The organism is Allomuricauda sp. XS_ASV26 (assembly GCF_041224615.1).
In the GTDB taxonomy this organism is placed as follows: domain Bacteria; phylum Bacteroidota; class Bacteroidia; order Flavobacteriales; family Flavobacteriaceae; genus Flagellimonas; species Flagellimonas alginolytica.
The window spans coordinates 297,594-322,460 of sequence record NZ_JBGFGK010000033.1 but is presented as its reverse complement, the minus strand read 5'-3'; the positions used below and the strand labels follow the sequence as shown (position 1 = coordinate 322,460).

26 protein-coding genes are annotated in these 24,867 nt (G+C 41.9%); 20 read left to right on the top strand and 6 right to left on the bottom strand.

Annotated elements, in window-relative coordinates; all coding sequences use genetic code 11:
• The first annotated feature begins 13 nt into the window (after positions 1-13).
• The 18 genes from AB9K32_RS13600 (at position 14) to AB9K32_RS13515 (ending at position 16,546) form a co-directional block, all read left to right on the top strand.
• Positions 14-709: an ABC transporter ATP-binding protein gene (locus AB9K32_RS13600; RefSeq protein WP_224835928.1), complete on the top strand. Its 696-nt coding sequence runs from the start codon at positions 14-16 to the stop codon at positions 707-709.
• A gap of 130 nt (positions 710-839) precedes the next feature.
• Positions 840-3,341, top strand: a complete 2,502-nt coding sequence (locus AB9K32_RS13595) for a tetratricopeptide repeat protein (protein WP_369885902.1) — start codon at positions 840-842, stop codon at positions 3,339-3,341.
• Positions 3,342-3,362: 21 nt separating this feature from the next.
• The gene (locus AB9K32_RS13590) at positions 3,363-3,785 is read left to right on the top strand and encodes a polymer-forming cytoskeletal protein (RefSeq protein ID WP_293297917.1); all 423 of its coding nucleotides are present in this window, start codon (positions 3,363-3,365) and stop codon (positions 3,783-3,785) included.
• A complete protein-coding gene (locus AB9K32_RS13585) occupies positions 3,763-3,996 on the top strand; it encodes an AtpZ/AtpI family protein (protein WP_224835926.1) in 234 nt (77 codons plus the stop codon). The genes AB9K32_RS13590 and AB9K32_RS13585 overlap by 23 nt, the downstream gene beginning before the upstream one ends.
• Positions 3,993-4,382, top strand: coding sequence for a hypothetical protein (locus tag AB9K32_RS13580; RefSeq protein ID WP_252081046.1), 390 nt, complete (start codon positions 3,993-3,995; stop codon positions 4,380-4,382). Before AB9K32_RS13585 ends, AB9K32_RS13580 begins: the two co-directional genes overlap by 4 nt.
• A gap of 119 nt (positions 4,383-4,501) precedes the next feature.
• Entirely contained in the window at positions 4,502-5,641 is a 1,140-nt protein-coding gene (gene atpB, locus AB9K32_RS13575) for a F0F1 ATP synthase subunit A (RefSeq protein ID WP_252081047.1), read from the top strand.
• 31 nt (positions 5,642-5,672) lie between these two features.
• Positions 5,673-5,864, top strand: coding sequence for an ATP synthase F0 subunit C (atpE, locus tag AB9K32_RS13570; RefSeq protein ID WP_053970734.1), 192 nt, complete (start codon positions 5,673-5,675; stop codon positions 5,862-5,864).
• A 95-nt stretch (positions 5,865-5,959) separates the two neighbouring features.
• Positions 5,960-6,460 carry a F0F1 ATP synthase subunit B gene (locus tag AB9K32_RS13565; RefSeq protein ID WP_224835923.1) on the top strand — a complete coding sequence of 167 codons (501 nt, stop codon included), beginning with the start codon at positions 5,960-5,962 and terminating at the stop codon, positions 6,458-6,460.
• A 6-nt stretch (positions 6,461-6,466) separates the two neighbouring features.
• The gene (atpH, locus tag AB9K32_RS13560) at positions 6,467-7,006 is read left to right on the top strand and encodes an ATP synthase F1 subunit delta (RefSeq protein ID WP_252081048.1); all 540 of its coding nucleotides are present in this window, start codon (positions 6,467-6,469) and stop codon (positions 7,004-7,006) included.
• A 2-nt stretch (positions 7,007-7,008) separates the two neighbouring features.
• Positions 7,009-8,589: a F0F1 ATP synthase subunit alpha gene (atpA, locus tag AB9K32_RS13555; RefSeq protein WP_224835921.1), complete on the top strand. Its 1,581-nt coding sequence runs from the start codon at positions 7,009-7,011 to the stop codon at positions 8,587-8,589.
• A gap of 100 nt (positions 8,590-8,689) precedes the next feature.
• Positions 8,690-9,550 carry an ATP synthase F1 subunit gamma gene (gene atpG / locus AB9K32_RS13550; protein WP_224836438.1) on the top strand — a complete coding sequence of 287 codons (861 nt, stop codon included), beginning with the start codon at positions 8,690-8,692 and terminating at the stop codon, positions 9,548-9,550.
• Between the two features lie 194 nt (positions 9,551-9,744).
• The gene (locus tag AB9K32_RS13545) at positions 9,745-11,208 is read left to right on the top strand and encodes a lipopolysaccharide biosynthesis protein (protein WP_369885489.1); all 1,464 of its coding nucleotides are present in this window, start codon (positions 9,745-9,747) and stop codon (positions 11,206-11,208) included.
• Positions 11,198-11,632, top strand: coding sequence for a dUTP diphosphatase (gene dut, locus AB9K32_RS13540; protein WP_338197574.1), 435 nt, complete (start codon positions 11,198-11,200; stop codon positions 11,630-11,632). Before AB9K32_RS13545 ends, dut begins: the two co-directional genes overlap by 11 nt.
• 90 nt (positions 11,633-11,722) lie before the next feature.
• A complete protein-coding gene (locus tag AB9K32_RS13535) occupies positions 11,723-12,739 on the top strand; it encodes a sugar phosphate nucleotidyltransferase (RefSeq protein WP_224835918.1) in 1,017 nt (338 codons plus the stop codon).
• A gap of 41 nt (positions 12,740-12,780) precedes the next feature.
• Positions 12,781-13,698 carry a hypothetical protein gene (locus AB9K32_RS13530; protein WP_369885488.1) on the top strand — a complete coding sequence of 306 codons (918 nt, stop codon included), beginning with the start codon at positions 12,781-12,783 and terminating at the stop codon, positions 13,696-13,698.
• Complete coding sequence (locus tag AB9K32_RS13525; protein ID WP_369885487.1) at positions 13,698-14,477, top strand: DUF4292 domain-containing protein; 780 nt, start codon at positions 13,698-13,700, stop codon at positions 14,475-14,477. The genes AB9K32_RS13530 and AB9K32_RS13525 overlap by 1 nt, the downstream gene beginning before the upstream one ends.
• Position 14,478: 1 nt before the next feature.
• Positions 14,479-15,705 carry a murein hydrolase activator EnvC gene (locus tag AB9K32_RS13520; protein WP_369885486.1) on the top strand — a complete coding sequence of 409 codons (1,227 nt, stop codon included), beginning with the start codon at positions 14,479-14,481 and terminating at the stop codon, positions 15,703-15,705.
• Positions 15,706-15,709: 4 nt separating this feature from the next.
• Positions 15,710-16,546, top strand: coding sequence for an aldo/keto reductase (locus tag AB9K32_RS13515; RefSeq protein ID WP_369885485.1), 837 nt, complete (start codon positions 15,710-15,712; stop codon positions 16,544-16,546).
• A gap of 3 nt (positions 16,547-16,549) precedes the next feature.
• On the opposite strand, the gene AB9K32_RS13510 is transcribed toward AB9K32_RS13515, so the two are convergent.
• Together AB9K32_RS13510 and AB9K32_RS13505 are read right to left on the bottom strand one after the other, a co-directional pair.
• On the bottom strand, positions 16,550-17,065 hold the full coding sequence (locus tag AB9K32_RS13510) for an acyl-CoA thioesterase (protein WP_224835912.1): 516 nt from the start codon (positions 17,063-17,065) through the stop codon (positions 16,550-16,552).
• A 62-nt stretch (positions 17,066-17,127) separates the two neighbouring features.
• Entirely contained in the window at positions 17,128-18,072 is a 945-nt protein-coding gene (locus AB9K32_RS13505; protein WP_338197587.1) for an SPOR domain-containing protein, read from the bottom strand.
• Positions 18,073-18,177: 105 nt separating this feature from the next.
• On the opposite strand from AB9K32_RS13505, the gene dprA reads away from it, so the two are divergent.
• On the top strand, positions 18,178-19,284 hold the full coding sequence (gene dprA / locus AB9K32_RS13500; protein WP_369885484.1) for a DNA-processing protein DprA: 1,107 nt from the start codon (positions 18,178-18,180) through the stop codon (positions 19,282-19,284).
• A 395-nt stretch (positions 19,285-19,679) separates the two neighbouring features.
• Here the strand turns inward: dprA and trpS are convergent, their stop codons facing one another.
• Positions 19,680-20,648: a tryptophan--tRNA ligase gene (gene trpS / locus AB9K32_RS13495; protein WP_369885483.1), complete on the bottom strand. Its 969-nt coding sequence runs from the start codon at positions 20,646-20,648 to the stop codon at positions 19,680-19,682.
• Between the two features lie 136 nt (positions 20,649-20,784).
• Here trpS and AB9K32_RS13490 point away from each other — a divergent pair, with 136 nt between their 5' ends.
• Positions 20,785-21,516: a 1-acyl-sn-glycerol-3-phosphate acyltransferase gene (locus AB9K32_RS13490; protein ID WP_224835908.1), complete on the top strand. Its 732-nt coding sequence runs from the start codon at positions 20,785-20,787 to the stop codon at positions 21,514-21,516.
• Between the two features lies 1 nt (position 21,517).
• On the opposite strand, the gene AB9K32_RS13485 is transcribed toward AB9K32_RS13490, so the two are convergent.
• From AB9K32_RS13485 to AB9K32_RS13475, 3 genes are all read right to left on the bottom strand, one after another.
• Positions 21,518-22,738: a histidine kinase gene (locus tag AB9K32_RS13485; RefSeq protein ID WP_369885482.1), complete on the bottom strand. Its 1,221-nt coding sequence runs from the start codon at positions 22,736-22,738 to the stop codon at positions 21,518-21,520.
• Between the two features lie 108 nt (positions 22,739-22,846).
• Positions 22,847-24,304, bottom strand: a complete 1,458-nt coding sequence (locus AB9K32_RS13480) for a hypothetical protein (RefSeq protein WP_369885481.1) — start codon at positions 24,302-24,304, stop codon at positions 22,847-22,849.
• Between the two features lie 11 nt (positions 24,305-24,315).
• Complete coding sequence (locus AB9K32_RS13475; RefSeq protein WP_252081060.1) at positions 24,316-24,846, bottom strand: RNA polymerase sigma factor; 531 nt, start codon at positions 24,844-24,846, stop codon at positions 24,316-24,318.
• Positions 24,847-24,867 lie beyond the last annotated feature (21 nt).

Below are 24,867 nucleotides of genomic sequence, written 5' to 3'. Positions count from 1 at the left end.
ATAAAAAACACAGATGATAACAGTTCATAATTTAACCAAGACCTACGGACAGAACACCGTTTTGAACATTGATCAATTGGAAATACCAAAAGGACAGAGCTTTGGCCTTGTTGGGAACAACGGAGCAGGAAAAACCACTCTATTTAGTTTGTTGTTGGATTTGATTCAACCTTCCACAGGCCATATTATAAACAACGAGGTACAAGTGGACCAAAGCGAAGCATGGAAACCCTTTACCTCTGCATTTATCGATGAGACTTTTTTGATCGGCTACCTGACCCCGGAAGAGTATTTTTACTTTATCGGCGAACTGCGTGGCAGGAACAAGGCGGATGTAGATGCACTCTTGTCCAATTTTGAAGATTTTTTCCATGGAGAGATCTTGGGTCAAAAAAAGTATCTGCGGGACCTTTCCAAAGGAAACCAAAAGAAGGCAGGTATAGTGGCCAGCTTTATCGGTAACCCCGAAGTGGTTATTTTGGACGAGCCATTTGCCAATTTGGACCCCACCACGCAAATTCGATTAAAGGGAATTATAAAAGATCTGGCCGCAAAAGAGGGAGTTACCGTTTTGGTGTCCAGTCATGATCTGATTCATGTAACCGAAGTCTGCGAGCGTATCGTGGTGCTCAACAAAGGCGAAATTGTAAAGGACATCCACACCTCGGCAGAAACCATGAAAGAGCTTGAAGCTTTCTTTGCGGGTTGATGTTTTAAAACGACCTGAAGAAATTCTTGCACTTTATCGATAAGGCTTATAATAATCCGCTCATTTTTGAGTTAATGGTTACACAAGATTATCGATAATTTTGAAGCTTCATCACACATTTATAGGGGCCATGGTTTTGGGAGGACTGGTTTTTAATGCCTGTTCCACCAAAAAGGACAAATTCGTCAACCGAAATTGGCATGCACTCAACACAAAGTACAACACCTTGTACAACGGAAATTTGGCCTTTCAACAAGGGCTGGAAGAAATCAACGCCAATTATAGGGACGACTATTGGGAAATTTTGCCCGTGGAACGCCTTAAGGTCACCGACGAGGTAAAACTCGACTCAGAAGATAACAATCCCAATTTTATTATTGCTGAGGAAAAGGCCACCAAGGCCATCCAAAAGCACAGCATGGACATTAAGGATGAAGAAAGAAACCCACAAACAGACGAAGCCTTTCTTTTGCTGGGGAAGTCCCGATACTTCGATCAGCGCTATATCCCTGCCTTGGAATCTTTCAACTACATCCTGAGAAAATATAGTTCCAGCGATAAACTCAACGAGGCAACCATCTGGCGAGAAAAAACCAATATGCGATTGGACAACCCCGAGGTGGCCATAAAAAATCTAAAACGTCTTTTTAAGTACGAAAGGCTCAAGGATCAGGAATATGCCGACGCCAATGCCGTTTTGGCCCAATGTTACATCAACCTTAATGCCCCGGATACAGCTATCCAAAAACTTAAAATATCGCAGGCCTACACCAAAAAGAATCCGGAAAAAGGTAGATACCTGTTCATAATTGGGCAGTTGTACGATCAATTGGGACATAAGGACAGTGCCAATTTTGCCTACGATAAGGTTATAGCACTCAACCGCAAATCGCCGAGAGTGTATATGATCAACGCGCATCTGAAAAAAATCCAAAATACCCAACTTACCGAGGACAACAGGGAAGAAATGTTGGAATACCTTACCAAACTGGAAGAAAACAGGGAAAACCGACCTTTCTTGGATAAAATTTATCGACAAGTGGCCGAATACCACATGGCATTTGAATCCGATAGTTTGGCATTGGCCTATTATAATAAATCCATCCAAGCCACACAGGGAGAACGAAAGTTAAATGCGCTCAATTATCAGAGTTTGGCCGATTATTATTTTGATGAAGACCAGTATAGGATTGCGGGGTCATACTATGATAGTACTTTGACCAACCTGAATGAAAATACCAGAAAACACCGCGATATTACAAAGAAGTTGGACAACCTTGAAGATGTAATCAAATACGAGGATATTGTTCAGCATGCCGACAGTGTTATTACCCTATATCAAATGCCCGTTGCCGAGCGTAAGGCCTATTTTGATGACTATATTGCCGAATTAAAACGAAAAGAGGAGGCAGAGGCAGAAAAGCAACTGCAAAAAACAGTGGCCGGATTCGCCACTTTTGCGGACAGTAAAGGCGGAAAGGAGAACAAAGGCAAGTTCTATTTTTACAATATTACCAGTTTGGGCTACGGAAAAAACGATTTTAAGACCCGATGGGGCAACAGGGCGCTCGAAGACGATTGGAGGTGGAGCAACAAGGCCAGGGTCTCCGTTTCCGAAGCCACCGGCGAACCTATCGCTAACAAAGAGGATGATTTAACAGAGGATCAAAAGTATTCCACGGAGTACTATTTGGCCCAGATACCTACCGACGTGGCCGTGATCGATAGTTTAAAGGGCGAACGCAACTTTGCCAATTATCAGTTAGGCCTTATTTATAAAGAAAAATTCAAGGACAATATGCTGGCTGCCGCCAAATTGGAGCGCGTACTATCTTCTAATCCCGAGGAGCGATTAATATTGCCATCAAAATATAACCTTTACAAAATCTACGAAGAATCAGGAAGTCCATTGGCGAACAATATAAGGCAGGACATTATTTCCAATCACCCCGATACACGATATGCGGAGATCTTGCTAAACCCACAGGCGGTATTGGATGGCAATACCGATAGCCCAGATGCCAGGTACGCAGCATTGTTCAAACAATACCAACAACAGGAATTTTTAAATGTAATTACCCGATCCGAAGAATATATAAGCAAGTTTACGGGAGATCCCATTGTGCCCAAGTTCGAAATGCTGAAGGCCAATGCCATTGGCCGCCTACAGGGATTTGAACCTTTTAAAGAAGCTTTGAACTATGTGGCGCTGACTTACCCCAATAATCCAGAAGGTAAAAAAGCGGAACAGATCGTGGAGGAACAATTGCCAAAATTGGAGAACAAAGAGTTTTCTCCAGAAACGGGTTCAACAGGAGCCGGTAATTGGAAGGTAGTATTCCAGTTTAAGATCAGGAACGACGAAAAGGCGAACGAACTGAAAAAGAGACTCGAGGAGGTAATAAAAGAACTGCGGTACAACAACCGGATATCCAAGGACATCTATAATTTGGAAGATCAGTTTGTGGTGGTACATGGTTTCCGTTCCAAAGACTTTGCCTTGGGCTTTGCAGAACTTATAAAAAACAACAGGGACTACCTTATTAAAGATGAGAATTTTGTAGTTTTATCAGAGAATTACAAAATAATACAAGTCCACAAAAATTTAGAATCGTACAAAGCACAATTTTAAACCCCAAAACCCCAGAACACCATGTTTTCCGACAACAAAAAACCACGACCTATGAATGAATTTGGCGGCCAGCCCAATAGAATTGAAAAGAACACGACAATAAAAGGCGACATTACTTCCGAGGCCGACTTTAGGATAGACGGTAAACTGGAAGGAAATGTAACCACTTCCGGTAAGGTAGTCATTGGGAAAGATGGTTACATCAACGGAAAGGTAGAGTGTGTAAACGCGGATATAGAAGGGAAGTTCAATGGAGAACTTATGGTAAAAGATCTACTCTCTTTAAAATCTTCTGCAACGATAGAAGGAACCGTGAGCGTGGCCAAATTGGCCGTAGAACCCGGAGCTACCTTTAACGCCGCCTGTACCATGGGCAAAGGAGCTGTTGCAACGGCCACTAAAATGCAGTCATCCAAAAAAGATGAGCCAGCAAAAGCCTCCTAAGAAAAAGTATAACAAAGCAATTAATACAGCTGCCCGTTTGTCTGGTTCTGCCATTCAAATGGGCATTGTTATTTATTTGGGCGTATGGGGAGGCAAGTGGCTGGACGCCCATTACGGTACCGAAAAAATATTCCTTCCCATTTGTACCCTGCTAGCGGTTGCCATTTCCATATATTTGGTGATTCAACAACTAAAAAAAATCAACGATTGAAATTTAGGTATTACCCGGCCCTTTTTGTTTCCTCCTTGTTATTGGGTCTAGTTGTGCTGTTTTTTGCCCAGATTTGGCTGCTTGAAAATAAAGGGCATCAACTTTCCGGCCTTCAAATTGTGAAAAGTTATGTGCTGAACGGCATAATGGCATTGATCGTGTTTTTTGCCATTTATATTTTTCGAAATAAACATCGTGATCTGCTGGGCTTTTTTTTCTTGGGGGGAAGTCTTATAAAATTTACCCTATTCTTCATTTTTTTATATCCAGGATTTAATCAAGACGGCAATATGGAACGTTTGGAGTTCCTTGTGTTTTTTGTGCCCTACGGATTTGCATCGGTGCTCGAAACATTCTTTTTGGTGAAACTGCTTAATACTGTGTAGCAAAGCCCTGAAAATCACCTAAAAAAACAATAAAAAAAATAATACTGTAAAAAGCTTTTTTCTTTTGATTGGGGAATGTATTTTTGCACCAATTTTTGAAGACCCATTAGTTGGATCATATGCGAAATTCTTTTTTCAGTAAAAAAATAGTTGCCGTAATCTTTTTGATTGCGGGATTTGTGTCGGCCCAAAACCATGAGGGAGAAGAAGTTGAAACCGGCGGCCATGATTTAAAAACAGAGATTAAGGAATACATCGACCATCACCTTTTGGATTCGCATGATTTCAACCTTTATTCCTACACTACGGATACAGGGGAACATAAATACGTTGGCTTTCCGCTTCCTGTAATTCTTTGGGACAACGGCCTTAAGGTTTTTTCTTCATCTAAATTAAAGCACGGAGAAGGCGTGGCTGAGGTTGATGGGAACTACTACAAGCTATACCATAATAAAATTTATAAGACCGACGCCGAGGGTACCATTAATTACGGAGGGCACCATGGTGAGGAAACACATACCGAGGATGCTTTTGGTGAGAACTTGGTGGTGGACGATTCCCATCCTACCAACGAAAAGCCTTTGGATTTTTCCATAACAAAGAATGTTGTGTTCATAATTGCAGTGGCGCTTCTTATGTTTTTGGTGTTCCGCTCCATGGCCAAAAGATATCAGAAGAGTACAATGCCAAAAGGATTGGGAAGATTCTTGGAGCCCCTTGTTCTTTTTGTTCGCGATGAAATAGCTATCCCTAATATTGGTGAGCACAAGTATAAGAGGTACATGAGCTATTTGTTAACGGTATTCTTCTTTGTGTGGATTATCAACCTTTTAGGATTGACACCACTTGGGGTTAACGTAACCAACAATATTGCCGTTACTTTCGCATTGGCGATCATTACCTACTTTATTACAACATTTACGGGGAACAAAAACTACTGGAAACACATTTTTTGGATGCCGGGAGTACCTGTTCCAATGAAAATTATATTGGCGCCCATCGAATTGTTGGGAACCTTCATCAAGCCATTTTCGTTGATGATTCGTTTATACGCCAACATTACCGCAGGTCACGTGGTATTGATGAGTATTATCGGGCTTATGTTCATATTCAAGAACTGGATAGGTAGCCCATTGTCTTTCTTGTTGGCATTCGCACTTTCCTTATTGGAATTGTTGGTGGCGGCATTACAGGCGTATATTTTCACCATGTTGTCCGCTCTATACTTTGGTATGGCGGTAGAAGAAGATCATCATTAATTAGAACGTTTAATATTTAAATTCATATATCATGACAATTCCAAACATCGTAGGTGCTGGTTTGATCGTAATCGGAGCAGGATTGGGTATCGGTAGAATCGGTGGACAAGCAATGGAAGCCATTGCACGTCAACCTGAAGCTTCTGGTAAGATCCAAACAGCAATGTTGATTGCAGCAGCCCTTATTGAAGGTATCGGTTTCGCCGCTCTTTTTGCTGCTTAATAACCGTAAAAACATTGATGAAGGCCATAGCGGTTGGCTGTGGCCCTTCATTGATTTAAATGATATAGTTTAAAAGAATTAATAGAATAAGATAAATGGAAAAGTTAATCGAGCAGTTTTCCTTCGGGTTGTTTTTTTGGCAGATGTTGCTTTTTATCGCTCTTTTATTATTGCTTAGAAAGTATGCATGGAAACCTATCCTTGGTGCGGTTGAAAAACGTGAAGAGGGTATAAAAGATGCACTTGAGGCAGCTGAGGCGGCAAAAAAGGAAATGCAGAACGTTACTGCCGACAGCGAAAAGCTTTTGAGGGAGGCCAAAGTTGAAAGGGACGCGTTGTTGAAAGAGGCCAGGGAAATCAAAGAAAGCATTATTGCTGAAGCCAAGGAACAAGCCCAAGTTGAAGGCGATAAGGTGATCAAGCAAGCTCAAGCTACTATTGAAGCTGAGAAGAAAGCTGCGGTTGCCGACATCAAAGCGCAAGTGGCCAACCTATCCGTTGAGATTGCGGAAAAAGTAATCAAAGAAGAATTGTCCGATAAAACCAAACAACAAAAGTTGGTAGAGGACATGTTGGGCGATATTAAACTGAACTAACAGACCATGAACCAAAACAGGGCAGCCATACGCTACGCAAAAGCAACCTTGGATTTCGCAGTCGAAAAGAAAGCGGCCGATGCCGTTGAAAAAGACATGCGGGAGATAGCTGCGACCATTTCTGAAAACGTGGAACTTCAAAATGTATTGGAGAGCCCTATCATAAAATCAGAAGTAAAGAAGAACAGTTTGCTCGAAATCTTCAAAGGTGCCAACGAAATCACCAAAGGTCTTCTTCAAACGTTGATCAGCAACAAGCGAATAGATATGTTACAGGAAGTGGCCTACAAGTACATCATCCTTCACGAAAAATTGAAGGGAGAAGAAGTAGCTTATGTAACAACTGCTGTTCCTTTGACCTCCGAGTTGGAGAAAAAGATTTTGGACAAGGTTACCAAAGCTACCGGCAACAAGGTGACTTTGGAGAATAAAATCGATGAGAGCATCATCGGAGGGTTTGTACTTAGGGTGGGCGACACCCAATACGATGCAAGCATCGCAAACAAATTGAACGGATTAAAAAGAGAATTTACAAATAGTCTATAAAAATGGCAGGAGTAAAAGCCGCTGAGGTATCAGCAATTTTGAAAAAACAGTTATCAGGTTTCGAAGCATCCGCTTCTTTGGATGAAGTAGGTACCGTATTACAAGTAGGTGATGGTATTGCCCGTGTATATGGACTTTCCAATGCCCAGTACGGGGAGTTGGTAGAGTTCGAGGGTGGTATGCAAGGTATCGTTCTTAACTTGGAAGAAGACAACGTAGGTGTTGTATTGTTGGGCCCATCCAAAGAGATCGTGGAAGGCGCTACTGTTAAGAGAACCGAGCGTATTGCTTCCATCAATGTTGGTGAAGGAATTGTTGGCCGTGTGGTGGATACCTTGGGTAAACCTATCGACGGTAAAGGACCTGTTGCTGGTGAAACCTACGAGATGCCTTTGGAACGTAAGGCTCCTGGTGTAATTTTTAGACAACCCGTTGACGAACCAATGCAAACAGGTATCAAGGCTATCGATGCCATGATTCCGGTTGGTCGTGGACAAAGGGAGTTGGTGATCGGTGACAAGCAAACAGGTAAGACCACAGTTTGTATCGATACCATCCTAAACCAAAAAGAATTTTACGATGCAGGTGAGCCGGTTTACTGTATCTACGTTGCCGTAGGTCAGAAAGCATCAACGGTAGCCGCCATCGCCAAAACGTTGGAAGAAAAAGGGGCATTGGCCTATACGACCATTGTTGCCGCAAATGCTTCCGACCCTGCTCCTATGCAGGTATATGCCCCGTTCGCGGGTGCTGCTATCGGTGAGTACTTCAGGGATACAGGTCGTCCTGCATTGATTATTTATGATGACTTGTCAAAACAGGCAGTAGCTTACCGTGAGGTTTCCTTGTTGTTGAGAAGACCGCCGGGACGTGAGGCTTACCCTGGAGATGTTTTCTACCTTCACTCCAGACTATTGGAGCGTGCTGCGAAAGTAATCGGTGACGATGCTATTGCAAAGAATATGAACGACCTTCCTGAATCGTTGAAGTCTAAAGTAAAAGGTGGAGGTTCTTTAACAGCACTTCCAATTATCGAAACACAGGCAGGTGACGTATCCGCTTATATCCCTACCAACGTAATTTCCATTACCGATGGTCAGATATTCTTGGAGCAAGACTTGTTCAACCAAGGGGTTCGTCCTGCAATCAACGTAGGTATCTCCGTATCACGTGTGGGTGGTTCCGCGCAGATCAAGTCCATGAAGAAAGTAGCAGGTACCTTGAAACTTGACCAGGCCCAGTTCCGTGAATTGGAAGCTTTTGCCAAGTTCGGTTCCGATTTGGATGCCGCTACCTTGAACGTAATCGAAAAAGGACGTAGAAACGTGGAGATCTTGAAACAAGGTCAGAACGATCCATTTACCGTGGAAGATCAGGTGGCCATCATCTTTGCAGGTTCCAAGAACTTGTTGAGAGATGTTCCTGTGGACAAGGTAAAAGAGTTTGAAAAAGATTACTTGGAGTTCTTGAACGCCAAGCACAGAGATGTTTTGGATACGCTTAAAGCCGGTAAATTGACCGACGAGGTTACCGATACATTGACTGCTGTTTGCAAGGACCTTTCAAGCAAGTACAAAGCATAACAATTGTCATTTCTGAGGGGCCCTGAGCGTAGTCGAAGGGCACTGCAGGAATCCATAACCAAAAAGATTCCGCATCAAGTGCGGAATGACAAAGAAGAATATGGCAAATCTAAAGGAAATACGTAACAGGATATCATCCATCTCATCAACGATGCAGATTACCAGTGCCATGAAAATGGTATCTGCTGCAAAGTTGAAGAAGGCACAGGATGCTATCACGGCGATGCGTCCCTATTCCGATAAACTGACCGAGCTCCTACAAGGGCTTAGCGCCAGTTTGGAAGGAGATGGAGGAAGCGAGTACGCCGACAAAAGGCCAGTGAACAAAGTTTTGGTGGTAGCCATTACTTCCAATAGAGGTCTTTGTGGTGGATTCAATTCCAACATCATCAAGCAGAGCAACAATTTGGTGTCCAATAAGTATCCGGGCAAACAGGTCGATTTCTATACCATTGGTAAGAAAGGAAACGATATCCTTAGAAAAAGACATACCATTTTAGGCGACCAGAGCAAGGTGTATGATGATTTAACCTTTGAGAACGTTGCCGAAATTGCCGAACTTTTAATGCGTTTGTTCACCAAAGGTGATTATGATAAAATCGAATTGGTGTACAACAAGTTTAAGAACGCCGCTACGCAAATTGTAATGACGGAGCAGTTCCTGCCCATCGTTGGTGCAGAAGGTGACGAAGCCATTGCTGCCGATTACATTTTTGAACCTTCAAAAGTGGAAATCGTAAAAGAGTTGATACCTAAATCCTTGAAGACACAATTGTTCAAGGCCATTAGAGATTCTTTTGCGAGTGAGCACGGTGCCCGTATGACGGCCATGCACAAAGCAACGGACAATGCCGCAGAGCTTAGGGACGAGCTTAAATTAACGTACAACAAAGCACGTCAAGCAGCGATTACCAACGAAATCCTCGAAATTGTTGGTGGAGCGGAAGCGTTGAACAATTAAGCCGAACCAAAGAGTGAGGCTAAATATTCAATAGCAGAAGCGTTGAACAATTAGGATATACATAATTTAATATATACAAAGGCCACCGATTCGGTGGCCTTTTTGGTTTTTCTTAGGACAATAAGGTTTAGGTAATACTGGCTTTTGCGTAACTTGTAGCCGCCTAAGCAAGGTTTTCAAAGAAGCAACACCTATTGAATCCACTAAAAAAGCTTTTTAAACAAACATTTATCTATGGTTTGGCCACGGTATTGCCGCGGGTCCTCTCCTTTATATTGGTGCCTTTGTACACTTCTGTAATGGACCCGGAAACCTATGGGGAAATATCGGTGATCTTCTCATGGTTTGCCATTTTTAATGTAGTGTTGGCATATGGTATGGAAACAGCCTTTTTCCGATTCTTTAATAAATACTCGGATAAGGGAAATGTAATTTCTACATCCTTGATATCCTTACTGATGTCTTCCCTTATATTTTTTGGCGCAGCCTTTCTTTTCAAAGGAACCTTTGCCGCCTTTATAGATGTACAGGAATCGTTGATCATATATATTATTTTGATTCTGGTGCTAGATGCATTGGCCATAGTGCCGTTCGCTTGGATCAGGGCAAATGAACGGCCATTAAGGTATTCGATAGTAAAAGTCACCAGTGTGGCCATTAATTTATTGTTGAATATATTTTTCTTGACCCTATTGCCCGGATTGGCTGAAAATGGGCAATCATTTTGGGCAGCTCTTTATAAACCAGATTTTCAGATAGAGTATGTCTTTATTGCCAATGTAATTTCCAGTGGTGCTGCCTTTTTATGGGTGAGCGGAATTTATTTTGACACCAAATATAAATTTGATAAAGGTTTGTGGAAGGAAATGCTCAAGTACTCCATGCCCATTATGGTGGCCGGACTTGCATTTACGGTCAACGAGGTGTTCGACCGCATTCTTTTAGATCGATTATTACCAGAGGACATTGCCAAGGCAGAGATAGGGAAATATTCGGCCTGCTATAAATTGGCGGTATTCATGACGCTGTTTGGAACCGCTTTTCGGTTGGGGGTGGAACCGTTTTTTTTTAGCCACGCAGACTCGGAGAACCCTCAAAAAACCTATGCCCAGATCACAAATTACTTTGTAATTATGGGCAGTCTCATTTTTTTAGGGGTAATGGTGTTCATAGACCCTTTAAAAAGATTGTTGGTCAGGGATTCTGCTTTTTGGGAGGCTTTGGACGTGGTTCCTATCATACTTTTGGCAAGTTTCTGTTTGGGCATTTATCACAACCTTTCAGTTTGGTACAAAGTAACGGATAGAACCAAATTTGGCGCCTATATTTCTTCCGTTGGAGCAATCATCACTTTGGCCATCAATATAAGCTTGATTCCCAAAATAGGATATATGGCATCGGCCCTGGCAACTCTGGCGGCCTACGCGACCATGATGGTCCTATCGTATCACTTTGGAAAAAAATATTACCCTGTCCCCTATAACATGAGGAAAATTGTCTTTTATTTCGCTGTATCACTCTTGTTCTCAATACTATCGTTCTATGTTTTTAATAGAAATTTAATAGTGGGCAGCATACTACTTTTCTTATTTTTGGGGTTAGTATATAAGATGGAAGGAGATAAACTTAGAAGTATTTTTATAAAACGTGAAAATTAAAATAATCAATACATCCGGCCACAAGTTGCCACATTACGAAACCCTTGCCTCGGCAGGGATGGATCTAAGGGCCGATATCGATTCACCCATAACATTGAAACCCTTGGAAAGGGCTATTGTCCCTACAGGACTGTTTATGGAGCTTCCGGTAGGCTATGAAGCGCAGGTAAGACCTCGAAGCGGATTGGCGGCAAAAAAAGGGATTACAGTGCTCAATGCACCAGGAACCATCGATGCGGATTATCGCGGTAATGTCGGGGTAATCTTGGTCAATTTATCCAATGAGGATTTTATAGTGGAAAATGGAGAGCGTATCGCCCAAATGGTAATTGCCAAACATGAGCGCGCCGAGTGGGAAGAAGTTGAAGCACTTTCAGAAACCGATAGAGGCGAAGGTGGGTTCGGAAGTACCGGAACCAAATAAAGAAGAATGTAGGGTCGAGCTTAGTCTTGACCTTTTTAATAAAAGTCTAACCATTAAAAAGAGACACCTGGCCAGACAGGTGCGTAAACTATGAAGATAATCGTTCCAATGGCGGGAAGAGGTTCCCGATTAAGACCACATACATTAACAGTTCCGAAACCATTGATACCTGTTGCGGGAAAACCGATAGTACACCGACTGGTTACCGATATCGCCAAAGTGTTGGGTGAACCAATTGATGAGGTTGCCTTTATTCTGGGCGATCCCGCCTTTTTTGGCGATGATGTTGTAGAGAGCTTAATGGAATTGGCCAGCGAAATGGGAGCCAAAGGATCAATATATAGACAAGATCAGCCACTTGGAACCGGACATGCCATAATGAGCGCAAAAGACTCCCTTAGTGGACCAGCGGTAATAGCTTATGCCGATACATTGATCCGTGCAGATTTTGATTTGGACAAATCTGCGGACAGCGTAATATGGGTAAAACAAGTAGAACATCCCGAAGCTTATGGAGTAGTACAATTAAATGATCAAAATGAAATTGTTGAGTTGGTCGAAAAACCAGCAGAATTTGTTTCCGATCTAGCGGTAATCGGAATTTACTATTTCAAGGACGTGGAAGTTCTCAAAAACGAGCTACAACATGTGTTGGATAACGATATTACGCATGGGGGCGAATACCAAATCAACGACGGCATAAAACGAATGATGGAAAAGGGCATGAAATTTGTTCCCGGAAAGGTGGACGAATGGATGGACTGTGGCAATAAAAATGTAACCGTGGAAACCAATCAGCGCATGTTGGGCTTTTTGGAGCAGGAAGGGGAGAATATGGTGGCCGAAACGGTACAACAAGAAAATGCAAACATTATAGAACCATGCTTTATCGGGGAGCATGTGGTATTGAAAAATACCACGGTCGGCCCATATGTATCCGTAGGGGCAAACACGGTATTGGAAAATTCTACCATAAAAAATAGCCTTATCCAGAGCAACAGTAAAATTAGCAACGCAAACCTGGATAATGCCATGATCGGGAACCATGTGGTGTACAATGGTAATTTTGAGACCATTAGTATTGGAGATTATTCCGTTTTGGAATAACTTTAGTATAGATTTTTAGTTTGACGGGGACTTAAGACGGTATGAAAAATGTATTACTTCTTTGGGTGTTTTTTGTAGCATCGATGTTGGTGCCCTGCGATACTTATGCCCAAGAAGAACAAGAAAGCGCCGAGGTCTACCTCGACGAATATACCGATGAGTTTCAAGAAAACTTTTTTGAGGCCTTAAAACAAAAAGGTATCCAAAACTACGATAGAGCAATTGATCTGTTTTTAAGATGTAAGCAATTGGAGCCCGATAACAGTGTTGTGGACTACGAACTGGCCAAAGCCTATCTTTTGGACAAAAAGTACATACAGGCTCAAGATTATGCTGTTGCAGCACTTCTTTCAAAACCTGAAGATTATTGGTATTTGGACAATATATTGACCATTCTCGACAAACAGGGAAGCCCAATAGAAGGGATTAAGCAACGCATACCTTATCAAAATGAAAAGTTACGGCAAAACATGGCGGTTTCGCTCTTTAGGATGAAAAAGTATGAGGAAGCTTCTAAAGTGTTGGGTAGCATGGAGAATTCGGGTTTAAAAACAGAGCTGACTCGAAAAATAAACGATTCTTTGGAAAAAGGAGGTCAGATGCAAGAAGTTCGGACAGTGGAAGAAAGAAACAATAGCAACGATCCGGTACTAAAATTGCAAGCAACAATGGAACAATTGATCTCAGCGTCCAATTTTAAGAAGCTGTTGAGCGAATCGCAAGAGGCTCTGGACACTTATCCCTTACAGCCCTATTTTTATTATGCATATGGTACGGCCCTTATTGGCACCGGAAATTCCAACAAGGGCATTCAAGTGCTGGAAAGTGGACTGGATTATCTTTTGGACAATCAAACTTTGCAAAATAGGATATTTCAAAAGCTCTTCGAAGGATACACCAAAATTGGGAATACGCAAAAGGCAAACGAGTATTTGAACAAAATCAATTCGGGATTATAATGAACCTACATAAAAATATAATAAGATTCTCCGCAATACCAATGTTGTTGTTCGTATTGGGCGCTTGTAAGAGCACTAAATCCATTACTGGTGGGGAGGTCAATTCTCGTCTTACGGCAAAGAACATTATAAACGCCCATTACGCCAATCAATCCAATTTTAAGACATTGAGAGGAAGGGTAAAGATAGATTACGCCAACGGAGACGATTCGCAAGGAGTTAATGTGAGCCTAAGAATGGAAAAGGACAAGGTTATTTGGATGAGTGCTCCCTTAGGAGTGGTCAAGGCGCACATTACCCCAAAGAAGGTTTCCTTCTACAACAAGTTACAAAACGAATATTTCGATGGGGATTTTAGTTATTTGAGCGAACTTTTGGGCACCCAATTGGATTTTGAAAAAGTACAGAACCTCCTCCTCGGCAATGCTGTGTTGGACCTGCGAAAGGAAAAATTCAATAGCGAAGTGTACAATGGGAATTACCAATTAAAACCGAAAAAGGCCCAAGAGCTTTTCAAAATACTGTTTCAGTTGGAACCTAAAAATTTTAAGATAGCGTCTCAAGAAATATCCCAGCCGGAAAATTCCAGACAACTAATGGCTAAATATACCTATCAGGATATTTCAGGAAATGTGCTGCCGAACGAAGTTAAGATTGTCGCCGAAGAAGCAGGTGAGCTGACCACTATTGACCTAAGTTTTAGAAACCTGGAATTGAATAAACCCATGAGTTTTCCCTATAAGATACCCAAAGGATATGATAAAATTATATTAAAGTAGTATGAAAGATAAAAATTCATATCTGTTTTATTATGCGTTAGTTATATTCTTTGTTTCATCGGGGAGTTTTGCCCAGACCAGCGAGCAAAAAGTACTGGAGGCCAAACGAGAACGACTGCAGAAAGAAATTAAGGAAATCAATAGATTGCTCTTTGCAGAACGTAAAGAAAAGGGCACCGTATTGGACCAAATGGAAGCCTTGGACAACAAGATCAACGTTCGCCAAGAACTTATTCGAGTAACCAACCAACAGTCGAACTTGCTAAACAGGCAGATAAATGTAAACATCAGAAGCATAAGCAAATTAAGAGAAGACTTAAATGCACTAAAAGAAGATTATGCCCATTTGATCCAAAAAACCTACCAGAATAAATCACAGAACAATCGACTCATGTTTTTGCTTTCAGCTGAGAATTTCTTTCAGGCTTTTAAAAGGCTTCAGTATATGCAACAATATGCCAAACATCGAAAAAAACAAGGGGAAGATATTGTAAAGAAAACCGAAGAGCTTACCCTTTTAAACCAGGATTTGGTACGTCAGCGCAAGCAAAAAGACCAACTCATTGCGGAGAATAGAAAGGCAAAAGATGAACTGACGAAAGAAATAGAGACCCAAAAGAGCCTTTTAACGAGCATAAAACAAAACGAGGCAAAATATACTACAGCAATAAACAAGAAGCAGGCAGAGGCCCGTAAAATTGATCGAGAGATAGAACGAATGATCAAAAGTGCGATCGCCAGCTCTAATAAAAGCTCCGGTAAATCGACTAGCAGTCCAACTTTTGCCATGACCCCGGAAACTAAATTGGTTGCGGACAACTTTACCTCCAATAAAGGAAGGCTTATTTGGCCGGTGGAAAAAGGAGTTAAAAGCCAAGGGTACGGGGTTTATGCCGATAAATTGTATCCTGGAATCAAGCACAGGAACAATGGGGTTACCATTACTACGGACAAGGGCAGCAAGGCAAGGGCTATTTTTGAGGGAGAGGTAATAGCCATACTTACCGTTCCAGGTGGGAACAAGGGTGTTCAAATAAAACACGGAAACTACATCACCACCTATTATAACCTATCCGATCTTTATGTAAAAAAAGGGGATAAAGTAGCTGCCAAGGATATTTTGGGCGAAATAAATACCAATCGGTTTGATGGCACAACAAAATTGAAGTTCTATCTGTATAGGGATTCCAACCGATTGAACCCTGAAGATTGGATATATCAACTCTAACACTATGAAGAAATTATCAGACTTGCAAGGCTCCTTTGAACTCCACAATGGGGTCCAGATGCCCTATTTAGGGCTTGGTGTTTACCTTTCCAAAGATGGAGAAGAGGTGATCAATGCGGTAAAAGAAGCTTTGAACCAAGGTTATCGTCATATAGATACTGCTGCCATTTACGAAAATGAGGAAGGGGTGGGCGAAGGAATAAGGCAAAGCAATGTACCTCGGGAAGATGTGTTCTTGGTAAGTAAAGTTTGGAATACCGATCAAGGATACGAAGCTACATTGAAGGCATTCGAAGCCAGTTTAAATCGTTTGGGAACCGATTATCTGGACTTGTACCTCATCCATTGGCCCAAAGGGGACCTGTCCAAAGACACCTGGCGAGCACTTGAAAGACTGTACAGGGAAAAACGGGTGCGAGCCATCGGAGTTAGCAACTTTTTAAAGCACCATTTAGAAGATCTTTTGGATACCGCCGAGATTGTGCCCATGGTCAATCAAATGGAGTTTCATCCCTACTTGGTGCAGCAAGAGTTGATGGATTTTTGCAGCTCGCACCAAATCCAATATGAAGCGTGGTCCCCTTTAATGCAAGGGAACATCTTTGATTTGGACATTATGAAGGACATGGCAGCTAAATACAACAAAACAATTGCCCAGATCGTGCTGCGATGGGATCTGCAAAAAGGAGTGGTCACCATTCCTAAATCATCCAAAAAAGAACGGATCAAAGCCAATTCGGAGCTGTTCGATTTTACACTTTCGGATGAAGACGTAAAGCTCCTCGATAGTTTGGACAAAGGCAAACGATTTGGCCCCGATCCGGACAAATTTGATTTTTAAACTTTAGGAAGTAGTAAACAATGCTTTTAGTTCGGTAGCATCGGCAGGTTTCATTTTACCGGCAAGTACCAAGCTGAGCTGTTTACGTCGTAACGCAGCGGCAAAACGTTGCTTTTCCAGCTCGGTTTCCGGCTCCAACGGTGGGACTTCCGTTGGTTTGCCGGTGTCATCCACCGCAACAAAGGTGTAAATGGCCTCATTTGCCTTGGTACGCTCTCCCGTAAAGCGATCTTCTATCCAAACATCCAAGAAAATTTCCATGGAGGTATTAAAAGCGCGGGAAACAGAAGCCTCTACGGTCACCACACTGCCCAAAGGAACTGCGCTGTTAAATGCAACATGGTTCACGGAGGCAGTTACGGTGATACGTCTGCTATGTCTACGGGCAGAAATACTGGCAGCACGATCCATGCGGGCCAATAGTTCACCGCCAAATAGGTTGTTCAACGGGTTGGTTTCGCTGGGTAATACCAAATCGGTCATTACCGTACGTGATTCACTAGGAGTCTTAGGCGTCATACCTTTAAATTTTGCGCAAAGATATTGAAGTACGGAAAGGTTTTAAAAGAAAGCGGGATTATTTATTTTTCGGAAAGCATCCAAGCATCCCTGGAATCCTCAACTTTGACCTTTCGTAGGAACAGCAGTGCTTTTTGAGGGTCTTCAAAGCTATCGTAAGCCACTTGGTGCAGGCCATATTTGTTTACCCCAAGATAAAAGGCATTGTATCCTTTTTCTTTAAGTTGACCTACCCTTTTTTCAGCATTCTGTTGCTCCCGGAAAGCTCCCGCGATAATATGGTGGTGCCCCCTTTTCTTTTTGGTCACGCTAAGGTTGATGGCTGGCAGTTCCAAAGGAGAACTTTCAAAAAAAGTAGCTTCTTGGATCAAACGGGAAACTTCTTGTTGTGCATCTTGCTGGGCGGCAACCTCTTTTTGCTGTAAATCATCATAAGTTCGGTACGATGTTACACCCATGGAAACGGCCAATAGAATAACCGCGGCATATTTTAACCAAGGCCTGAACGAGGTCTGTTCCCTTTTCTCAGGGGTAATTATAAATGGAATGCGCTCTTCCAGTTCTTCAACCTCCTCCTTGATCACCTCACGCTTGATCGGCGTAGCGGCAAAAGCGGACAATCCAAAGGAAGACGTCAAAAAGTTGATTTTTTCCTCTGGCTGAAATTGGATTTTATGCTCGTTGTTGTGCCACAGTTTGCCTATACCAAAAAGCTCAATGCTCTCACCTTTGGATAATTTATTGTTCCAATCCAGTGAGATATTTTCCACTTCCTTTAGCATTTCCTCGTACCCGATATTCTTTTCTTTGGATATGTGGGATACCAATAGCCCATCGTTTTTGGTAAGTTGGGCATTAAAGGAAATTACCTTGCTCGGTGGTACCAATGTGTTGGTGGTCAAATCGATTTCTGCGGATTTTCCGTGAGCTAAAAACGCCCCAAAACCGGGAACAACCACACAGTTGTACTCGAACAATAATTTTTCTAGGTATGAGTCTATCCGCATAGCCACAAATATTGCAAAAAAAGGGGGAGTACAAAATATGCGGCATAACTTTTTATTAACATTTAAAAATCTGTATTTTGTGAACAACTTTGACTCCCAAATCAAATGACTGAACCTGAAATTATTGCGGCTTTACGGCTGCAAAACATTCCCAATATCGGGGATGTGACCGCCAAGAAATTAATTGCACATTGTGGAAGCCCAACAGCAGTTTTTGAAGATAAAATGCATCATCTTTTAAAAATTGATGGCATTGGAAAAGTTACTTTGAAAGGTCTGCAGGACACAATTTACCTTGAAGAAGCCCAAGAAGAATTCGAATTTCTGTCCAAGCAGAATATTACCATCTCCTATTTTATGGATGAAGATTATCCGGCCCGGTTGAAACATTGCTTGGACGGGCCTATTATATTGTTTCAGCGCGGGAATATAGATTTAAAGGGTCAAAAGCTAATCAGTGTGGTGGGCACAAGAAATGTGACCAACTATGGTGTCTCGTTCTGTCATCGATTTATAGAGGAATTGGCGCCGTTGAACCCGGTTATCGTTAGTGGATTCGCCTACGGAGTGGATATTGCTGTTCAAAAGGCGGCCATGGACCATGGATTACAGACCATAGCTTGTATGGCGCATGGATTGGATCAAATATATCCTAAGGTACATGCCAAATATCAAACCAAAATAGAGCGAAATGGTGGGTTTATGACCGAGTTTTGGAGTACAAGCCAGCCTAATCGGGAAAATTTCCTCAAAAGAAACCGCATAATTGCAGGAATAAGTGAAGCAACCATTGTGATCGAATCTGCGGAAAAAGGGGGGAGTTTGGTAACCGCCGATCTGGCACATGGGTACCACCGGGAAGTTTTTGCCGTTCCTGGCAGGGCTACCGATAAATGGAGCAAAGGCTGTAATGACCTCATAAAATATCAAAAAGCGCATATATTGACGTCTGCAGCCGAGCTGGTTTATCTTCTAGGATGGGAAATTGAAGCGGAAAAACAAGAAAAAGCGGTGCAAAAGCAGCTGTTTGTCGAGTTGGATGAAACAGAACAGTCAATCTACAACTACTTGCAAATAAACGGAAAACAACTACTGGACACCGTTGCTTTGGAATGTAATCTGCCCATTTTTAAGGTTTCCAGCACATTATTGAACATGGAAATGAAGGGCGTGATCCGATCACTGCCCGGTAAACTGTTCGAGGCGGTGTAGTTTCCGAGGTTCAATTGGTAGGGAGCAGTGGGTAGTAGGTCGTTGAGCGTATTCGAAACGATAGTCGGTGGTCGTTCAACAGACAGTTATGGGTGTGGTAAGGTGTTGTTGCGAACCGTCATCAAGAGCTCTCATCCTGAGCTTGTGGAAGAAGAGCAAAGAATTCCACCAGATTTAGTTTTCAGTTTTTTGATGATGGATTCCTGCCTGCGCAGGAATGACATTCGTCGTATGGAATGATAACAGAACAGTCACTCTGTTTTAGGGCGTTGTTCATCGAAGACTTGCCACAAAAAATCGGGTTTTCTTTCCTTTTTAAAAAGGGTTTGGCAAGGAAGTCCAAATTTACCCGCTCCTTGAATATGGGCCTATTAAGTCAAAATATCGATAAAAGGCTAATACCCCAACTTTTCTCGAACACGGACCAATACCTCATTGGCCACTTTTCGGGCTTTTTCCGCACCAAAGGCCAAGGCCTCGTCGATCTCGCCTGTATGGTTCATGTAATACTCAAACTTTTCCCGGGGCTCTTCGAACTTTTCTATAATAAGCTCGTACAAGGCTTGTTTGGCGTGTCCGTAGCCATAATTGCCCGCTAAATAATTGGCGCTCATTTCCTCGATTTGCTCTGGGCTGGCCAAAAGCTTGTACAGTGCAAACACATTGTCCTTGCTGGGATCTTTGGGTTCTTCCATGGGTGTACTGTCCGTAACAATGCCCATGATCTGTTTTCTTAATTTTTTATCGGTTTGGAAAAGGTTTATAAGGTTGTCGCGGCTTTTGCTCATTTTTTCACCATCTGTTCCTGGAACGTATTTGGTCTGCTCGTGGACTTTGGCCTCGGGCATTACAAATGTTTCGCCCATCTGATTGTGAAAACGAGAAGCTACATCCCTTGTTATTTCCAAATGTTGCAGTTGATCTTTCCCTACAGGAACAATTTCTGCATCGTACAACAATATGTCCGCGGCCATTAGCATGGGATAGGAAAAAAGTCCTGCGTTCACATCTTCCAGCCTGCCGGCCTTATCTTTAAAGGAATGGGCCAATGTAAGTCGCTGGTATGGAAAAAAGCAGCTTAAGTACCAAGCCAATTCCGCAGTTTGGGGAATATCACTCTGTCTGTAAAAAACAGTTTTTTCAATATCCAGGCCAAAAGCGAGCCAAGCAGCGGCAATGGCATAGGTATTGCTCCTTAACAGCTCCCCATTTTTTATTTGAGTTAACGAATGCATATCGGCAATAAACAAAAAGGAATCGTTTTTAGGGTTGCCCGCCATTTCAATGGCAGGGACAATTGCACCTAAAATATTTCCTAAATGGGGTGTGCCTGTACTTTGTATTCCTGTAAGAATTCTGGCCATTTTTAATTTTTTGACCGTAAAAGTAAGCATCCGCTGATTATAAAAAAAGCTGGATATAGGACTGTTTGTTTAAAGAACCGGTTATGCCCATACATCCCATATCGATTAAAATTGGGAAATAGGTTACTTTTGGCAGATGCTTGGAATAATCAAAAATGTGGGGCATTGGTTGTATAGGGTTTGGTTCTATATTTTGGTGGCTGTTCCTATTTTTCTGTTTTTTCCCTTTCTACTGGCCACTACAATTTCGGAGAAGACCTATCCCCAATTTTTCTGGTTGGCCCGAAATTTATGGGCTCGTCCCATTTTGTACGGTATGGGATGCTTTCCTAAAGTTGTGCGCGAACAACGGATGGATAGGGGGAAGAGTTATATGTTGGTGGCCAACCATACCAGCATGCTCGATATTATGTTGATGCTCCATGTAAGTAAAAACCCTTTTGTTTTTGTGGGCAAAAAGGAATTGGTAAAGATTCCCATATTTGGATTTTTCTATAAAAGAGTTTGCATTTTGGTGGATAGGGACAGTGTTAAAAGCCGCACAGGTGTGTATCGAAGGGCACAAAGGCGATTGGATCAAGGTTTAAGTATCTGTATTTTTCCAGAAGGAGGGGTCCCTGACGAAGAAGTAGTTTTGGACAGTTTTAAGGACGGAGCATTTAAAATGGCCATAACCCATAAAATTCCGGTGGTGCCGATGACTTTTTATGATAACAAAAAGAGGTTCTCATTTACTTTTTACAGTGGCGGACCTGGTAGAATCCGGGTACGGGTGCATCAATTTTTTGAAACCGGGATCTTGAGTCCGGAGGACACATCCACCTTAAGGGAAGAGGTCAGGGATGTTATTCTTGAGGAACTGATTTGAATTAATCCATTGCGTTTTCCGATATAGCAAGGTTGGGCAGTTGTAAAACAATATGTTTTATATCTGTTCCATTGTTGAAGGAGCTCGTGGTCTCATGGAAAATTTGATACCCTTTTACCGTGTTCAAAAGTTCAATCTGCTCTTTCCAATTTATCATGTTTTTACGGTACCAATGATTGTCTGGGGACTCGGAATCCATCCCTTTACAATGATATTCAACATCAAAAGTAACCTTGTTTTTTATGGTTTTTATTCCAATCTTAAAATGCTGATCGGTAACTCCATTTATAATGGATTGTTCCACAATATTCTCAAAGAGCATAAGTATTACAAAAGGCGGGATGTAAGCTTCTTTTGAAATAATATTATTTTTTTCCATTGAGATAGTGTAGTCGAAAGAATCATCATATCTCAATTTTTGAAGCTTTAAATACCAATTCAACATGTCGACCTCGTTGTACAGAGAAGCCGAGTCTTGACCTATCTGCTTTAAATAAAACCGGACAAGCTTACTAAATGTAGAAAAATAATCAAGGGCCAACTTGGTATTTTGTGAAGTAATAAAGTATTGTATGGCATTTAAGGCATTGAACACAAAATGCGGATTAAGTTGCGAACTCAGTGTTTTTAACTTTAGCTCGAGTATTTCTTCCCTTACCTCAATAAGCTTACGCTGTTTTTCCAGCAATTGTCTATTGGTGCGCACACTTCTAATTTTTATGGCACAGATAGATGCAATGGCAGATAGCATTTTTAAATGCCGATCAGTAAAAAAACCTTTTTCCGGGTGTTCACAGTCTATTACACCATAAATTTCATTTTCATATTTAATGGGGACACAAATTTCTGAGTGCCTAAAATCATCATCCACGATATATCTCGAGTCCTTCGTAGTGTCGAGAATCAGTTCGGGTGAACCAGTGGTTGCGACACTGCCTGTAATGCCTTCTCCAACCGCAATTTTCACAGGGTTGTACAATGTTTGGTCTTTTGGGCTTTTTGGCCCGTATGCCGCTTTCTGAATTAGCATTTTTTGGCCAGGGTCAACCAAGTAGATCACACAATCGACAAACCCCAATTTGGAAATGCAGTTTTTTGCAACATCCCAAAGAATGTCTTCTTCATTTTCCATGCCCATAAGGGATTTGGAAAAATAGATAAGGATATTTTCAAATTGATCAGCATTCACATTGTCAGGGAGTTGGTTTGTGTTTTGAGGCATAATGTAAGAATAATATGCGAATATTTTGTTTAAAAAAAGCGCTCTTGATCAACAAGAGCGCTTAAATGATTGCATAGAGGAGCAATCTTCCTAACCAACTTCTTTATGCTAAAACCTAAAACTAAAACCACTGTAAACACCAATGGAATACGGTTGAAAATTACCCGAAACATTGGAAAAGGTGTTCAATTGATATTTAAAAACAGGTTCCACATTTATCTTGATTTTTTTGGAAAACTTATAATTGAGGCCCATGCCCACATTGGCACTAAAATTCAGCGAATTTATATTGTTCGCTTCACCCACCTCTGTTACCAAATCGTTGGATTCCAACAACACGGAATTATCCACCAATAACAGAGAACTAAAGCCCCCTATCAAATCCACACCGAACTTATTGTCCACAAGAGCATAATTTACTTCCAAAGGGACCTCTATGTAGCCCAATTGTTGCACCATTTTACCATCTAGGGCGGGAGTACTGTTCAACGCTATTTCTTTAGAGGTCGCGGATGGCGAACCTTTGTTTGCATCCCTACTTTCAACAATTATGTTTGTTGGGTTTGGTTTGTAGTCAATATTAGCGATTCTGTCCGTTGCTGCGGCGTTTAATGTAGAGGAGAAAAGAACATCGTTGGTGCTGTACCCGAAATTAACGCGATGTACCCCGGAACGCAGTTTTATTTTTTTTCCTATTTCGTAGGCTACGGTGAGCCCGTAGCTTAGATTAAGGTTTCCCGATTTTGAATTGGAAGAAAAGTCGGGGCCGATTGGGGAGCCATCACCAGAAGCATCAAAATAAACTGGTGCCAAAGAAGGGCCAACGGACCATTTGCCAGCGTTGTTGTTGGCAACAGCCTTATCTAGATCTTCTTGTTCTTTAATGGCATCATAAATGGATTGTTTTTCCATCTTATCCTTTTCTACTTCGGTAGACGCAATTGCTTCCTCTGAATTGGGAGTAGTTGGAATAGACTGCTGCTTATCAGTAGGTTCTCCAACAAGTTTATTGGAGGCCAAGACCGCATTGCTTTCTGATGCTGTTCCACGGCTTTTTGAAAATTTAGGTTCCGATGGGGCCAAATTATTTTCAGGTACATTATCTGCTACAGTGAAATTGTTTTTGGTGGTGGAAGTGGGCAATGAGCTCGAAGTTGTATTTGCTTTATTGTTAGAAGGCTTGGAATTACTGTTCTTTTTGGAGTTTTCTGTATCTGCCAAAACTTTGTCCTCAAGCGTTAAATCAGTACCAGGAGAAAGAGATGGTTTATTGAAAGTGTCGGTATCCACATCCTTTTCGGCATTGGTTGGAGAGGAGGGGTCGTCCTCGACATTTGTAATGATTTGTTGCTCTGCCGGTTCACCGGCAAATGGATCGATAGCGAACAATACGACCACCAAGGCAGCGGCAACACCGCCTAGGTACCACCAAATGGGCACGATCCGTTTCTTCTGTTTTTTGTTGTCCAAAGAGGATTCAATGGCACTCCATACTTTTTGGTCCGGAATTTCTTGATAGTCCCGAAACTGTTCTTTGAACAATTGCTCTAAATTCTTTTTCCCCATGGTCTGTCTATTTAAGCAATGTTGATCTTGGTTTTTTCTATTTTATCTCTCAAAATGGCCTTGGCCCTAGCCAAATTCGATTTTGAGGTTCCTGTTGAGGTTCCCAATAGCTCACTAATTTCTTTGTGGCTATAGCCATCCAATACATAAAGGTTGAATGTTAACCGGTATTTATGCGGCAATTCCTGAATGTATCCCAAAAGTGTGGAGAGGCTGACATCGGTAGCCTCGGTGTCCACCTCGACCTCATCTTCTGTGTTTTCCGAAACCACATTGAGGTGTTGATCCTTTCGATACTTTTGAAGAACTGTGTTTACGGTTATTCTTTTGATCCACCCTTCAAAGGACCCTTTAAAATTGAACTGCCCTATTTTCTCGTAAATGGTCATAAAACTGTCGTGCAGATTATCTTCCGCCTCGGTTTTGTTCCGGGAATATTTTAAGCACATACCAAATAGGATGCTGGAATACCTTCGGTATAACTCAGCTTGCGCCTGCCGATTCCCTTTTTTACAGTTATGTATCAGTTCTTCAAGATCCAAATGTTGGTCAATTCTGGATTC

What these genes read in the sequence shown, in the direction of transcription:
- dprA (WP_369885484.1), top strand. Translation starts at nt 18,178, where the DNA reads ATGACTGAACCTGAAATTATTGCGGCTTTACGGCTGCAAAACATTCCC.
- AB9K32_RS13510 (WP_224835912.1), bottom strand. Translation starts at nt 17,065, where the DNA reads ATGACGCCTAAGACTCCTAGTGAATCACGTACGGTAATGACCGATTTG.
- atpH (WP_252081048.1), top strand. Translation starts at nt 6,467, where the DNA reads ATGAACCAAAACAGGGCAGCCATACGCTACGCAAAAGCAACCTTGGAT.
- AB9K32_RS13490 (WP_224835908.1), top strand. Translation starts at nt 20,785, where the DNA reads ATGCTTGGAATAATCAAAAATGTGGGGCATTGGTTGTATAGGGTTTGG.
- AB9K32_RS13480 (WP_369885481.1), bottom strand. Translation starts at nt 24,304, where the DNA reads ATGGGGAAAAAGAATTTAGAGCAATTGTTCAAAGAACAGTTTCGGGAC.
- AB9K32_RS13595 (WP_369885902.1), top strand. Translation starts at nt 840, where the DNA reads ATGGTTTTGGGAGGACTGGTTTTTAATGCCTGTTCCACCAAAAAGGAC.
- AB9K32_RS13585 (WP_224835926.1), top strand. Translation starts at nt 3,763, where the DNA reads ATGAGCCAGCAAAAGCCTCCTAAGAAAAAGTATAACAAAGCAATTAAT.
- AB9K32_RS13565 (WP_224835923.1), top strand. Translation starts at nt 5,960, where the DNA reads ATGGAAAAGTTAATCGAGCAGTTTTCCTTCGGGTTGTTTTTTTGGCAG.
- AB9K32_RS13600 (WP_224835928.1), top strand. Translation starts at nt 14, where the DNA reads ATGATAACAGTTCATAATTTAACCAAGACCTACGGACAGAACACCGTT.
- atpB (WP_252081047.1), top strand. Translation starts at nt 4,502, where the DNA reads ATGCGAAATTCTTTTTTCAGTAAAAAAATAGTTGCCGTAATCTTTTTG.
- AB9K32_RS13535 (WP_224835918.1), top strand. Translation starts at nt 11,723, where the DNA reads ATGAAGATAATCGTTCCAATGGCGGGAAGAGGTTCCCGATTAAGACCA.
- AB9K32_RS13530 (WP_369885488.1), top strand. Translation starts at nt 12,781, where the DNA reads ATGAAAAATGTATTACTTCTTTGGGTGTTTTTTGTAGCATCGATGTTG.
- trpS (WP_369885483.1), bottom strand. Translation starts at nt 20,648, where the DNA reads ATGGCCAGAATTCTTACAGGAATACAAAGTACAGGCACACCCCATTTA.
- AB9K32_RS13505 (WP_338197587.1), bottom strand. Translation starts at nt 18,072, where the DNA reads ATGCGGATAGACTCATACCTAGAAAAATTATTGTTCGAGTACAACTGT.
- atpG (WP_224836438.1), top strand. Translation starts at nt 8,690, where the DNA reads ATGGCAAATCTAAAGGAAATACGTAACAGGATATCATCCATCTCATCA.
- AB9K32_RS13525 (WP_369885487.1), top strand. Translation starts at nt 13,698, where the DNA reads ATGAACCTACATAAAAATATAATAAGATTCTCCGCAATACCAATGTTG.
- atpA (WP_224835921.1), top strand. Translation starts at nt 7,009, where the DNA reads ATGGCAGGAGTAAAAGCCGCTGAGGTATCAGCAATTTTGAAAAAACAG.
- AB9K32_RS13590 (WP_293297917.1), top strand. Translation starts at nt 3,363, where the DNA reads ATGTTTTCCGACAACAAAAAACCACGACCTATGAATGAATTTGGCGGC.
- AB9K32_RS13485 (WP_369885482.1), bottom strand. Translation starts at nt 22,738, where the DNA reads ATGCCTCAAAACACAAACCAACTCCCTGACAATGTGAATGCTGATCAA.
- AB9K32_RS13520 (WP_369885486.1), top strand. Translation starts at nt 14,479, where the DNA reads ATGAAAGATAAAAATTCATATCTGTTTTATTATGCGTTAGTTATATTC.
- atpE (WP_053970734.1), top strand. Translation starts at nt 5,673, where the DNA reads ATGACAATTCCAAACATCGTAGGTGCTGGTTTGATCGTAATCGGAGCA.
- AB9K32_RS13515 (WP_369885485.1), top strand. Translation starts at nt 15,710, where the DNA reads ATGAAGAAATTATCAGACTTGCAAGGCTCCTTTGAACTCCACAATGGG.